The 13,483-nt window shown below is 49.0% G+C and carries 14 protein-coding genes; 2 read left to right on the forward strand and 12 right to left on the reverse strand.

Going from position 1 to position 13,483, the window contains the following annotated elements:
* Positions 1 to 7: 7 nt before the first annotated feature.
* A complete protein-coding gene (locus DU002_RS02670; RefSeq protein WP_199405142.1) occupies positions 8 to 1,012 on the reverse strand; it encodes a DMT family transporter in 1,005 nt (334 codons plus the stop codon).
* 548 nt (positions 1,013 to 1,560) lie between these two features.
* Here DU002_RS02670 and DU002_RS02675 point away from each other — a divergent pair.
* Together DU002_RS02675 and DU002_RS02680 are read left to right on the forward strand one after the other, a co-directional pair.
* Positions 1,561 to 2,304: a hypothetical protein gene (locus DU002_RS02675; protein ID WP_114336792.1), complete on the forward strand. Its 744-nt coding sequence runs from the start codon at positions 1,561 to 1,563 to the stop codon at positions 2,302 to 2,304.
* Between the two features lie 143 nt (positions 2,305 to 2,447).
* The gene (locus DU002_RS02680; protein ID WP_114336793.1) at positions 2,448 to 3,317 is read left to right on the forward strand and encodes a mechanosensitive ion channel family protein; all 870 of its coding nucleotides are present in this window, start codon (positions 2,448 to 2,450) and stop codon (positions 3,315 to 3,317) included.
* Between the two features lie 67 nt (positions 3,318 to 3,384).
* On the opposite strand, the gene DU002_RS02685 is transcribed toward DU002_RS02680, so the two are convergent.
* The 11 genes from DU002_RS02685 to DU002_RS19330 form a co-directional block, all read right to left on the reverse strand.
* Entirely contained in the window at positions 3,385 to 3,864 is a 480-nt protein-coding gene (locus tag DU002_RS02685) for an FKBP-type peptidyl-prolyl cis-trans isomerase (protein ID WP_114336794.1), read from the reverse strand.
* A 147-nt stretch (positions 3,865 to 4,011) separates the two neighbouring features.
* The gene (locus DU002_RS02690; RefSeq protein WP_114336795.1) at positions 4,012 to 6,405 is read right to left on the reverse strand and encodes a penicillin acylase family protein; all 2,394 of its coding nucleotides are present in this window, start codon (positions 6,403 to 6,405) and stop codon (positions 4,012 to 4,014) included.
* A gap of 212 nt (positions 6,406 to 6,617) precedes the next feature.
* On the reverse strand, positions 6,618 to 6,923 hold the full coding sequence (locus DU002_RS02695) for a high-potential iron-sulfur protein (RefSeq protein WP_114336796.1): 306 nt from the start codon (positions 6,921 to 6,923) through the stop codon (positions 6,618 to 6,620).
* A gap of 157 nt (positions 6,924 to 7,080) precedes the next feature.
* Positions 7,081 to 7,266 (reverse strand): hypothetical protein, encoded by a 186-nt coding sequence (locus tag DU002_RS02700; RefSeq protein ID WP_114336797.1) that lies wholly within the window; start codon positions 7,264 to 7,266, stop codon positions 7,081 to 7,083.
* 190 nt (positions 7,267 to 7,456) lie between these two features.
* Positions 7,457 to 8,905 carry a bifunctional 2-methylcitrate dehydratase/aconitate hydratase gene (locus DU002_RS02705; RefSeq protein ID WP_114336798.1) on the reverse strand — a complete coding sequence of 483 codons (1,449 nt, stop codon included), beginning with the start codon at positions 8,903 to 8,905 and terminating at the stop codon, positions 7,457 to 7,459.
* Positions 8,906 to 8,955: 50 nt separating this feature from the next.
* Entirely contained in the window at positions 8,956 to 10,089 is a 1,134-nt protein-coding gene (gene prpC, locus DU002_RS02710) for a bifunctional 2-methylcitrate synthase/citrate synthase (protein WP_199405143.1), read from the reverse strand.
* 119 nt (positions 10,090 to 10,208) lie between these two features.
* A complete protein-coding gene (prpB, locus tag DU002_RS02715) occupies positions 10,209 to 11,087 on the reverse strand; it encodes a methylisocitrate lyase (protein ID WP_114336799.1) in 879 nt (292 codons plus the stop codon).
* Complete coding sequence (locus tag DU002_RS02720; protein ID WP_233496373.1) at positions 11,084 to 11,827, reverse strand: GntR family transcriptional regulator; 744 nt, start codon at positions 11,825 to 11,827, stop codon at positions 11,084 to 11,086. The genes prpB and DU002_RS02720 overlap by 4 nt, the downstream gene beginning before the upstream one ends.
* Positions 11,828 to 11,900: 73 nt before the next feature.
* Entirely contained in the window at positions 11,901 to 12,269 is a 369-nt protein-coding gene (locus tag DU002_RS02725) for a hypothetical protein (protein ID WP_114336801.1), read from the reverse strand.
* 404 nt (positions 12,270 to 12,673) lie between these two features.
* Positions 12,674 to 13,075, reverse strand: coding sequence for an SMI1/KNR4 family protein (locus DU002_RS02730; protein WP_114336802.1), 402 nt, complete (start codon positions 13,073 to 13,075; stop codon positions 12,674 to 12,676).
* Positions 13,076 to 13,265: 190 nt separating this feature from the next.
* Positions 13,266 to 13,430, reverse strand: a complete 165-nt coding sequence (locus tag DU002_RS19330; protein ID WP_158537944.1) for a hypothetical protein — start codon at positions 13,428 to 13,430, stop codon at positions 13,266 to 13,268.
* Positions 13,431 to 13,483: the final 53 nt, after the last annotated feature.

The raw sequence follows: 13,483 nt of genomic DNA on the forward strand, positions 1-13,483 counted from the left end.
ACTTCGATCATGGCTTGCTTTTTACTGTCATCAACGCGATACCCAGCAGCACGAGACTACCGGCCGTTATCAAACCCTGAGTGATCGGCTCTTGCAACCAGAGCGCTGCGCCAATAGCAGCCAATATCGGCACCAGCAATTGGCTAACGGCGGCATAACTGGCCTGTAGATAGCGTAACGCCTGATACCAAAGCGCGTAGCCCACACCAGATGCCAGAGCACCAGAAGCAACGGCAAGATACAAACCCCGGTGGTCGAGATTGATATGTATTGTGATCTCGTCTAACCAGAGCGAGGCAAACAACACAAAAATCAATGCAACTAATACGATCCAAAGTAGAGAGGCTGCAAAATGATCCCGGCTCTCTTTTAACGGATCTAAGCTGCCGCGCCCCGCCAAGGTGTAGAACCCCCAAGCGATCCCCGCTACTACCATGAGGCCAACCCCGATAAAGCTGATGTTGCTAGCATCACTCTGTTTGGTTACTGCTGGTAGCACCAGCCAAACAAACCCTGTCAACGCAAATAGGAAACCTAGCCATTGTCTTTTGCTTAACGACTCGCGTTGCACTAGCGCTGCTGTCATCAATGTAAATTGCACTGTGGCAAACAATATCAGTGCGCCAAGGGCTGCGCCCAGCTCAACATAAGCCAGGGAAAAACCTAAGGCATATAATGCAAGCCACAAAGCGGCACCGCGGCGCAACCAAGACCTGTTAACAGAAAGCGCTTTGCTGTCTTTGCTGGGGCATGCCGAGACCAGCGATACACGACGCTCAATCAGCCATCGCCGCAGTAGAGTGAGTACCGCCAACATCACTGCGCCAGAGAATAATCGCACCAGCGTAAAACTATACGGATCCATCGCTTGCGCTGTTTCAGCTGCGGGAGCCAATGCCTGCCGACACAACAAAGAGTTGGCTGCAAACGCCAGCAAAGCGAGGGATGTCAGCGCAACGGTACGAAGCTCGATGAGTAAGGAGTGTGATTCAACAGGCGTTTTGGCTTCCATCAACAACTCATAAGTTAACCTTGGTTGCTAAAGCTAATGAACAACAGCCTAAAAAGCTAGTTTTGGTCATAGTGATCGCTGTCAAAAAACTTGTCAGTCATCACTCGAAATTTGTAGTAATTAATCAAAAGCTAACTAACTGATTTAAAAGTAACCAAGAAAAAGCGGTAACTAAATGTTAACATTCACCGCTGTTACTTGTAACATTGCAGTAATAAATTGATGTGCATCATAGTTACAAACGCCTATACTGTCTGTTGGACGACTACAGATTCCACATGGAAGAAATTGGTAGAGCAAGGTATACACGCCCTTCCATTTCATCCTTACATTAACAAGTCAGTGACTTTTTAATGGTGTACCAGCGAGGTAAATAGTGCTCGCACAGTACAAGGGATGACAATAGAAAATGATGTTGCCTGGCTGGTAGTCGGTCGATAACTGTAAAAAGAATGTCCTTGTGGCGCGTGAAAGGACACATTGAAGAAAGTGGTACGTTACACCGGTAGTAGTTAGCAGTTGGCGGCGGACGTTTCAAGGAGCTCAAAATGAACCTCAGTTACAGAGATATCTTCTTGGTACTATTTGGTGCCGGGTTTACAGCATTTGTGAACTCAGTTTCCAGTAACCAAGACGCTTCTCAAGCAATTCCGGTGTCTCAAATGGCAGCAGTGGACGCAGTCATTGTGGAAGAAGCAGAACCTAAGTTAGCAACCTCCAAGCTAACCATCGAAATACCTTCCAGCAAAGCTGGCGAAAAAACCTTCTTAGAAGCATTTGATAGCGAGTCGAAACTCACTAACGCTGAGCGTTGGCATATGGTGGCAACCTATTTTTCCGAAGAGGAAGGTGCCAACAAGCCTAATTTCGATCTCAGTCAGCCTGCCCTTGCGGCGACTTACCTTAACCAACTAATCACCGACAGTGGGATCAGTTTCGACAACAAGCTGGCGATCGCTGACGCTTTGCAGAAATTGCAAGACGCGCCAAATCAGCCTGGAGTTGTTGCCTATTTCCACGACCAGTTGGATGAGATTGACGAGCCAGCACAACAAGTGCGTACACTTAAAGTGATGCACGAAGCCACCGAAGAGTACATGCTCGATGAAGTGGTGTTGCTGTTGGATAGCGACGCCAGTGAAGTTCGTTTAGCGGCACTTGAGGTCTTGGTGCATGCTCCGCACAGTGATGCGCTTGAGCAACGGTTGAATCGACTATACGAAAGTGATCAATCTGACGAAGTTAGCAAGCGAGCGTTGACCGCACTAACCAAGTTCAGAGAACAACCATAATCGTTTCTCGCTAACAAACCGGGCCTCTCGCCCGGTTTTTTGTTTTTATGCCAACCCTCTAAAAATTCGACATTTATCTGTCATAGTTTCGATTTCTGACTTACCTTTAACGAATAAGTAATAGACGTTAGAGTGCCCCCGCCATGGAAGAAAATATTGCTGATGTGCAGAAGTACTACGACCTGATCGCTGATTTCTTGGTGGAGTACAGTTTCCAACTGTTAGGTGCCATCGTAGTTCTGCTGATCGGTCTCTGGATCGCTAAGAAAGTAGGCATTTGGATCAATAACCTATGCTTGCGCCACCACGTTGATGTGACCCTGGCAAACTTTCTCGCCAATATGGTGAAGATCGCCATCATCGTGATGGTGGTCATTATGACCCTCAATCAACTTGGCATTGCCATCACACCATTTGTCGCAGCGATAGGTGCCGCATCATTAGGTGCTGGTTTGGCTTTCCAAGGCATGCTCTCTAACTATGCGGCAGGCTTAACCATCATTCTTACCCGGCTGTTTACTATCGGTAATACCATCCGAGTGCAAGGCGTTCACGGCGTGGTTAAGGAGATAAACCTTGCCACCACCTTGTTAGAAAACGAAGACGGCGAACTGATCCTGATCCCTAACAAACACATTGTCGGCGAAATAGTCCATAACTCTGCTGCGGCTCGAGTGATCGAAGCTGAAGTTGGGGTTGCCTACGATACGGATATCGACAAGGCATTAGCCGTGATCCAAGAAGCGATAGCGCAAACAGATGATAGTCAGGACAAAGCCAACAATAACGACAGTGAAGCCACAGAGAGCGACACTTTAACGCCGAATATCGGTATCGACCGCTTTGATGACAGCGCCATTGTTATCGGCTATCGGGTCTGGGTACCCAGTCTCAGCTTTTTTGAGCGCAAATACGCGCTGAATAAAGCAGTCATTGACGCTTTACGTCGCGAAAACATCCAGATCCCATTTCCACAAAGAGTTGTCCATCAGTACAAGGATCCCGCGAGCTAATCCTGCTGTACTGCCGCAGATCAAAAAAGCCGACTTAACGTCGGCTTTTTCAGGCAATAAGTATTGCTTAGTGATTACAGCTTGGACCGTGCACGTGACCATGCTCCAGTTCATCATCTTTCGGCTCACGCACAGCGGCAACACTGCCCGTAAACGTGAGTGTCTTGCCTGCTAATGGGTGGTTGCCATCAACAGTCACTGTGTCATCACTGACGTTTGTGACAACAACGCGCACCGGACCTTGATTGGTTTCAGCGGTGAAAGCCATACCAACGACGATCTCTTCAGTCTGTTGGAATGCTTCTTTAGGTACTTCCTGAACCATTTCGGCATGGATCTCACCATAACCATCTTTTGGTTCAACAACCACTTCAAATTCAGTACCCGCTTCCATGCCTGTCAGCGCATTTTCTAACCCTGGGATAAGATTGCCGTGGCCATGTAAATACTCAAGCGGCGTACCTTCGGCAGAAGCATCTAGTACTTCACCACTGGCGTCTTTAACTTGATAATTAATCGATACGACTTTGTTCTCTGCAACTGTCATTTAAATTCCTGTGCTTATCAGTGCATGGTTCATGAGCTTAAACCCATGGTAAATAGATAGTGAGGCTAGGCCTAACAGCTATCCGCTCTACGGTCTTTCAAATCAGCCCGCTAACACCGTTAAGCATCAGCATTTTGCTTATCCCATTTAGTTATGGGCAGCAGGCAGTAATTTCAAGTGATAAATGGTCTGTTGCGGCAAAAAGGGGGATGGGTTGCCCTCAACCCAATCCTGATGACCAGCCTGATAGAACTCAGAGAACGGATGTCCGCTCTGCCCAGTTGGCATATGAAATATGCCATCAGCTTCCCTACCCGGCGCTACCACCATACGTTGTGACGCGCCAAACGCTCGTCCCTGTATCCGAACTACGTTTTTCCGGTCTCCAGCAATTGCTTGTTGCGGCATATCAAGAAAATAACCAAGCCCCGGTACCGCTCTGCTTAACGGGTGTTGCAGATGCAGCTGATGAGCTAGCCCCCACGTTGCTTCGTCAGCCGGCAATCCATTAAGTGTAAGTTCACTAAATGCGGTGCGAGCGCTGTTTAGCAGCAGCGCTTCCCAACTCACAAACGCCGGATTAAGCAAGTGATCGGGCTGCTCACTGATCAGCAGCCATAAAGGGTTATCAATAAAGTTGTCGATACGTTTTACGCTAAACCCTTGGTAGTCCTTCAATGTCAGAGCTTGATAAACCGGCCCTAGGCTGTTTTCAAGCACCGCTTGGCGATAAGCACTCACCAAACGATAACTGACAGACGACACTTCGGCATGCCCATCCCACTCATCTAAAATGGCTAACAGTTCTGCGGCAAACACGGGCTCAGGTTGAATATCAACCACATCCCGCAAATGGTCTGCCCAGCGCCCCAGCAACCGGTTTTCAGTGTCGAGTTGGATCGCCAACAGATCGGCCTCATTCAATTTGGTTTTAGCCGCTAAGCGCTCAGCAATGGTGCCAGCCCGGATCCCGATGTCGTAACCACCATCACCAATCAAAGGGTAACGTTGATCCATTAACACCTGCGAATTAGCCGTCCACAAATAGCCGTCTAACTCATCGGCGACCACGCGGGGATAATCTTCTGCCGCACGATACCCCTGCCAGTTACCATCCTGTTGTGACCAATCCTGTACCCACTGTTTATCTAACCAAAGGCGATCAGGGATAGCGCCAAAAACACTCCAGGAAAGGTTGCCCTCGGCATCCGCCAGCATCATGTTTTGCGCCGGAACACCGCTGCGGCTGGCAATCGCTAACGCTTCAGCACTGCTCAGCGCTTTAGACAGCTCCATGATCTTAAAGTTAGCCCCTTGTTGATCATGAGCGATCCAGCGATAGGCAAGCAGGTTCCCCTGTTCATCTTCACCAATCACCGGTCCCCAGATAGTTTCACGCACGGTAAATGGATTCGGGTGGTTGTTAACCATGATGATCTCTTCATGGTAATCAAATTCACGCCAGCCAGTGGGGGTCAAGTACTGACTGCGGCGGTCATCCGTCACTAACCTAACCACCTCACTCCAGTCGCCATAGGTATTGGTAAAACCCCAGGCAATTTTTTCATTACTACCCACCACCATAGCCGGTGTACCAGGTAACGTAGCCCCGGTGACTCGGCGCCCGTCCTCCAGATACCAACTGGCACGATACCAGGTATTAGGAACGCGAATGCCCAGATGCATATCATCCGCGACAATGGCAGCCCCATGATGGCTGCGACTGCCAGCAACGCCCCAGTTATTACTGCCAGGGATCCCTTCGTCCGCCCAATGATAAGCGGCCAGCGTATGACCTGGCGCTAAGCCGCTCAGTAGATCAGCGATTGGCATCTCGGGCAAAGCCAGGCGGGTAGTAACGTCGCCCGCCAGCGGTGCTTCCCAATGGAATTTCGAATCGTCACCAATATCTGCTGGCTGCGGCCTGAGAAATTCAAACCAGTCAGCAGGAAGCTGCGCCTGCATAAAGTCGAGGGAGCGTTCATAGCTACCGTCATGATCCTGCAGATCAACATACATAGAATAGAGACACAGCAGACTGTCTTCTGCAGACCAGGGGCGAACAGATTGCATCAACAGTAGATACTCAAAGGGGCGCGCGCCTAAACTGGCCACTCCTTCATTCACACCCGCGGTATATGAATCAATCACGGTGCGCTGTGCCTCTGGTAGCGCCTCGATGGTTTGCCTTGCCCGCGCTCTAAACCTATGGGTACGCATTTCTCGATCCCAGTCCAGCGCTGCGCTACCAAACAATTCCGATAGTTCACCGGCAGCGTTTCTTCGCAGCAGATCCATTTGAAAATAACGATCTTGGCCATGCAGCCAACCAAGGGCATAAGCTCTATCCGCATCATTGGCGGCAGATATCGTCGGCACGCCATGACTATCCCGCTCGATTTTTACCGCCTGCGTAAGCGGGTGACCACCCCACTCACCTTCTAATACAGGTAGACTGGCCGTCACCGCAAAATAGACCCCGCCGAACGCCAGCAGGGTTAGCACAAACGCCATCAGCAGCAATCGCTTAATGATTTTCATCGAATACTCGCAAACAAAGGAGATAACAATTAGGTCGTTAATGAAACTTAGCGCAGTTTTAACTTTAATTTAAATCAATCAGTTAGAAATGTGCCACGGGTTTGATATGACGACAATATTAGGGGTGACAACGGAATAAACAGGAGGAGTTTTACGGTGTTTACAAAGGTCAAACATGGCCCTTGTAGCAAGGGCCATCTACGACTCGGCTATTAAGGCTTTTTAACCCAGCCTGCGCACCAACCTTTTGCGTTCACCAGTTTACCTGGGAACAGATTGCAGGGACGCCATTCATCACCGTCGGTACCGGTGATATGCATACAATTAGCGCAGTCCTGTTCAGCATTTTCACTGGCGTGCACATACTTAAGTGCTTTCGCCGTCGCATCATCTAACGACAAGTGAGGCATGTCGCCAGCATGAGCAAATTGACGCAGTTGTGTTCCTACCGTGACTCCAACAATACCTAACGAAGCATATTTGAGGAAACGGCGACGATCATTTTGGTTAACGGGCATTTTATTATTCTCCGTGGCTATCCACAGTGTTTTTACTGTTGCCAGAGAAGAATAGTTCAATTTGAATAATTGGTATGTGAACTAACTCATTGAAGTTAATTTAGTTGTTAATAAAAAAAGGCTTCCGTCAGGAAGCCTTTTTGCGGTCAAACATGGCCTATTCGTGGCCATGTCCAGAAAACAGTTGCTGGTAAACCTCTTCGGCTTCCATACCCCGACGATAAAGGGGCTCTAGCTGACGATGGGATAACTGACTGGCTTCATCAGCCATGGTTGGGTCACTTTCGGCCGCCAAGCGGGCGATCTTTTCACGCCACACAATGAAGTTACTTGCACTTGCCAAGGGAACCTCCTTGAAAATCAAATAAGAACTCTGGGTTGGCGGACTACTCACTCGCCAGCGAATAATTTTCACATTTACTTTGACAGTAAAAGTTCAAAAAGTGTCCAAAAAAATGGCTACTTTAACGATCAGTAGCCAATTTCATTTGATCGATCACATTGCCGAAACAAAGTCAGTAACGAATGCCGCGTTAGATCACAAACAGCTCACAGAACAGGTTGACAGGTGTTGCTTCGAGCGCATTTTGATCCAAACAGAGGGACTCGATTTTGTCGCACCGCCCTTGTGGGAAGCGGGTTGCGAGGTTTTTTCGGAACTTAGATTCAAGCACCGGGATCCCCTCCTCCCGACGCCGACGATGGCCAATCGGATATTCTACTTCGATCTTTTCTGAGCAACTGCCGTCGTCATAAAACACTTGTACCGCGTTGGCGATCGATCGTTTTTCAGGATCGTGGTAGTCGCTGCTATATGCAGGATCTTCAACAATCTCCATCTTCTCTCGTAACTCATCTATCAATGGATTAGCTCGATGAAAGCTATCTTCATAATGCTCTGCTACCAGATCACCGTACATCAAGGGCACCGCCGTCATATATTGCAAGCAGTGATCTCGGTCTGCTGGATTAGCAAGTTCCCCCTGCTTGGAGATAATGCGAATAGCCGATTCATGGGTGGTGATTACAATTTTTTCGATGGCGTGGAGGCGCTCTTTGACTTGCGGGTGCAATAATACCGCCGCCTCGCATGCTGTTTGCGAGTGGAATTCCGCTGGGAAAGAGATTTTGAACAGCACATTTTCCATCACATAGCAGCCATAGGGGCGCTGCATCTTGAATGATTTGCCCTTAAAAGCAACATCATAAAAACCCCAGCCTGGTGCCGTAAGCACACCGGGAATCCCCATCTCACCGCGCATCACAATATCGACCAGCTTTACCGCCCTGGAGGTGGCATCGCCCGCCGCCCAAGATTTGCGAGAACCGGCATTAGGAGCATGGCGATAGGTACGTAATGATTGCCCATCCACCCACGCATGGGACAATGCGGCCAGGATCTGCTCTCTATCGGCACCATGAAGTTTGGCAACCACAGCGGTCGAAGCCACTTTCACTAACACCACATGATCAAGGCCGACACGATTGAATGAGTTTTCCAACGCCAACCCACCTTGGATCTCGTGGGCCATGATCATCGCTTCTAACACATCACGCATCACTAATGGCGCCATACCTGAAGCTACCCGCTTCTGCGACAGATAATCAGAAACGGCTAGGATCGCACCTAAATTGTCTGACGGGTGTCCCCACTCTGCTGCCAACCAAGTGTCATTAAAATCCAGCCAGCGCACGATACAGCCGATGTCCCAGGCCGCCTTTACAGGGTCAAGTCTTAACTGGGTGCCGGGTACGCGTGCGCCATTGGGAACATGGGTACCTTCGACTATCGGCCCCAGATGCTTGGTGCACTCAGGAAAACGCAACGCTAGCAGGCCACAGCCCAGCGTATCAATGAGACAGTTCCGTGCGGTTTGCCATGCTTCGTCACTGTCTACCTGATAGTTCAGTACGTAATCAGCGATCTCCTGCAAAATGTCGTCGTAAGGAGGACGTTCATTTAACTCTACATTCGCGCTCATCAGAATCTTCCTATTGCTATTCTTATCTATTATTCAGATGCGTAACCACACTATTTGGCTACGCGTTGTTCAATCGCTACGTAAGCGCGCGGCTCAGGCCCCACATAATCGGCACTTGGACGAATAATTCGATTGTCCGCCCGCTGCTCCTTCACATGCGCTGCCCAGCCTGTAACGCGGGACATAACAAAGATCGGGGTAAACAGTTTGGTTGGGATGCCCAGATAGTGATACGCCGAAGCATGAAAGAAATCCGCATTGGGAAATAGCTCTTTTTCCCGCCACATCACCTGCTCACAACGCTCTGACACTTGATAAAGCAACGGCGAATCAGCCTCTTCAGCGAGTCGTTTAGACCACGCCTTGATGATCCCATTGCGCGGATCTGAGGTGCGATATACCGCGTGCCCAAAGCCCATCACTTTGTCTTTGTTAGCAAGCTTTTCCAGCAACAGTTGTTCAGCGTGTTCAGGGCTATCCATCTGCTGGATCAATGCCATCGCTGCTTCATTTGCACCACCATGAAGTGGCCCGCGTAAACTGCCGATGGCGGCGGTAATACAGGAGTGCATATCAGACAAAGTGGAGGCACAAACTCGCGCAGTAAAGGTCGATGCATTAAATTCATGTTCGGCATACAGCACTAACGACGCATGCATCACAGATTGATGCAACGCACTCGGCTTCTCTCCGTGGAGCATGTGTAGGAAGTGGCCGCCGACAGAATCATCATCGGTCGCTGTTTCGATGCGCTTATCGTGATGGGAATATTGATACCAGTAACAGATGATCGCAGGTAGCAGCGCGATCAGACGTTCAATCACTTGGTCTTGTTCAGCAAATGTCTGTTCCGTTTCCAGGTTACCAAGTAGCGAACAACCGGTCCGCATCACATCCATGGGATGCGCAGTCGCGGGGATCCGTTCTAACACCTCTTTCAAGGCCAAAGGAAGCCGCCTATGGTGACGTAAGCGTGCGTTAAACTCTTCCAACTGTGTCAGCGACGGTAATTCACCGTAAACGAGCAGATAAGCGACCTCTTCAAAGCTCGCATGCGCCGCCAAGTCAGCAATGTCATAACCACAATATGTCAGGCCAGAGCCCGATTGGCCAACGGTGCAGAGCGCAGTTTTACCAGCCACCTGACCACGCAGCCCTGCGCCACCCAGTACTTTTTGTACCATGATCCGATCCTCCATAAACTTGTTTGTGATGGTGCGATACGTGCCGCCCATCGATTTTTATCTGTTATGGAAGTCACTGTATGTAGGGTACAGCGACCTATATAGCTTCGATGTTAGAGTTAGTTGTTATCCTCGCTGTACAGCGCATCCAAACGCTGCTCAAAACTGTGATAGTTGAGAAACTGATAGAGTTCCTCCCGTGTTTGCATTTGTGGCACCAGATCACATTGATCGCCATCGCTTTTAAGGGTTTGATACACCTTCAATGCGGCAGCATTCATCGCCCGGAATGCGCTGAGCGGATACAGCACCATGCCCACACCAGACTGTGCTAACTGTGGCAAAGTAAACAATGGTGTTTGGCCAAACTCGGTCATATTCGCCAAAATAGGGACATTCAATGCGTTGGCAAATGCAGCATAGTCGTCCAACGTATGCACTGCCTCCGCAAAAATGCCATCGGCACCCGCCTCAACACAGGCCTGGGCACGCTCAATCGCCGCTTCAAGCCCCTGCTGGGCAAACGCATCGGTACGCGCCATGATAAAGAACTGTGGATCGTGACGAGCGTCTACCGCCGCAGCAATGCGATCAACCATCTCCTGCTGACTCACGATCTGTTTATTAGGTCGATGACCACAGCGCTTCTGTTGCACCTGATCCTCTATATGAACAGCGGCCACCCCGGCACGTTCCATCTCCTTTATCGTGCGGGCAATGTTAAACGCACCACCCCATCCGGTATCAATATCCACCAGTAAGGGCAGATCTGAGGCAGCCGTGATGCGTCTAGCATCGGTCAATACATCATCCAGGCTGGTCATTCCCAGATCGGGTAAACCATAAGAGGCATTGGCCACCCCTGCCCCGGACAAGTACAACGCCTGATGACCAGACTGCTCAGCCATCATGGCGCAATAGGCATTGATGGCACCGACCACTTGCAGCGGTGTTTCGCTATTTAGGGCACTGCGAAATCGTGCTCCGGCTGAACTCATAGTTTGGTTTCCTTTTGATCGGGCGCTTTGGCAGTGCTTGCAGGCGTCAGCTCTGTGTCATCAACATCTGACATATCTTCTGCAAGGGTGCGTTCAATATTACGGCGAGCGGTTTGAATATGGCGCTGCATTAAGAGAGCGGCGAGTTCTCCGTCTCTGGCAAGCAAAGCTTCATAGATACGTTGATGCTCGGCCAACGCTTGTTGCGGCCGTGAATGACGGTGACTGCCAGTGTAACGGTAGCGACGAACTAGCTGATAGAGCTCGTCACAGAGCAAATTAATCAGGCTTTGATTACCGCTGCCTTGGATAATGCAGTAGTGGAAATCGAGATCACCTTGTTGGTTGAAGTAGCGCTTACCCTCTTGTGCGTCGATATACTCAGCGTGTTGAGTAAGCAGCTCACCTAAATCTGTTAGCGCCTGGTCACTCATCTGGCGAGCAGCTAAGCGACACGCTAAAGCTTCCAAACTTTCACGAATAAGGTAAATTTCTGCCAGCTCTTTTAGATCTAAATCGACCACCTGTGCGCCCACATGGGGGATTTTTCGCACTAGCTTACGCCCCTCCAGTCGATTTAACGCTTCTCGTAACGGGCCACGACTGATGCCATAGGTAGCTGATAGTTCAGCCTCCTTCAGCTTACTGCCAGGCGCAATTTCACCCTTGACGATCGCTTCCTGCAAGCGGAAGAAAGCATCATTATTTCGGGTTTGCGAATCTGCAACTATTGTTGACAATATAAAAGTCCACGCAGGATATATATCTATAAAATAGCGATATCAAACAGACATTGTCAACAATGCGTCGTGATTAGCGGTTGTCGTTATCAGGCAGTTTTTGGTAGATAGAACAGATCAGGCAGGAGCTTTGCACAAAGTGGTCAACCGTATTGCGGTAGGCACGAATATGATACGGAGAGGGACCCATCTTCTGCTCAGCAAATTTTAAATACAGCAGGTCGAAGCCGTTTACGTTTAGATCATGCCAATCTGAAGCATCTATGGCAGTGACTAGGTGATTCTGAACATCCTTATAGCTGCTATAACCCCAACTTTGAGCAACGGCTTCCCTTAGTTTACTTAAGTGGTATTTCGGTTGGTCTAAATGAATATATTGTTCACATAATACGTGGGAAAAACGCGATACAACTTCTGAATAGCTAAGGCGAAACTTCGTCATATGATGCTCCGAAAACGAAAATTCTCATTGAGAGCGCTCCCCTGTTCGGGAGCCGGAACTCAACAAATTCAATTACGTTTTGTGCACCTATCACAAGGTAAACAAGAAATACCATTGTGAATACAGCAGGTTACAAACTAAAGGCATCTCTAATTTAAACACCTGGAACTAAGCATAGCTAAGAAATGGACAGCAATACCTTTTAAATTGTAATAAAAATAAAATATTTTCGAATGTTCATGTCGCCGAATAGCGCTCCGACCTCTCTTTATAGGTAGATCTATCGGTGTTTGAGCACATATAAAGCAGTTTCGGCATCAGGACTGACCAGTACAAACAGCAATGTTGCACTGATCATTCGTTGTAAGCGGCATAATCACAACAAATCGCTCGTCAAGCCAACATCAGGACTCTAACCATACCTCTCTAGCCCACTGCCAAATATCCTGCCAGCTGCCTTCAGTCAGCTCACCGTCCACCCAATGAACGACTTCCCCCTCCGGCGTCATACAATAATAGGTACCACTATCAGCACAAATTACTATCAGGTGGCGCTCTACCCCTTCTGACCATGCGGTCGCGGTGACCTCTGGTAAGTGGGTGTGCAGATAGGGATCAGAAGCGGTGACTGGCTCAATGCTGCCATACACGACATCACTGACCTCCTTTAGGAAGGTTTTCAGATCGCGAGGCATAGGTAGCAGGATCTCTTCCTCAATCACCACAAGATCATCGTCATCCGGCAGTTCAACGGGAACCGGCACGGACAGGCTGACTTCGCGCAGGCGTTCTATGGTTTCTTGCATTGCTCTACCTTTTTGTCATTCCCATCACTGACAACATGAGATGGGGTATGAACTGTGATTAACAAAGATTGTTAGTTCTATGGATAAAAACTTATGCCGGCGATTTTGGAGGGCAAGTGCCGAAGAATCAAGTCAGTATGACAAAGAGACACTGACTTGGAGTGGTGACGCGAGTTATCGAAGAGAGCATTTAGCTCTGGGTGAGATCATTAAGCTGACGTTGATAGTATTCAGGCACCGCTTCGGCCTTCTGCAAAAGGTAGATATTATCTACCTTGGTTCTGCAAAAAGCTGCGAACGTCGCGATACTAATACCGTAAAAGCGTAGTAAACGAAAAAATGCACGGCCATTCATAAATCACCTGTTCTAACGAGTGTGGGGCGAACCCACATTGAATGCGCGAAGCA

This window comes from Corallincola holothuriorum (assembly GCF_003336225.1).
In the GTDB taxonomy this organism is placed as follows: Bacteria; Pseudomonadota; Gammaproteobacteria; order Enterobacterales; family Neiellaceae; genus Corallincola; species Corallincola holothuriorum.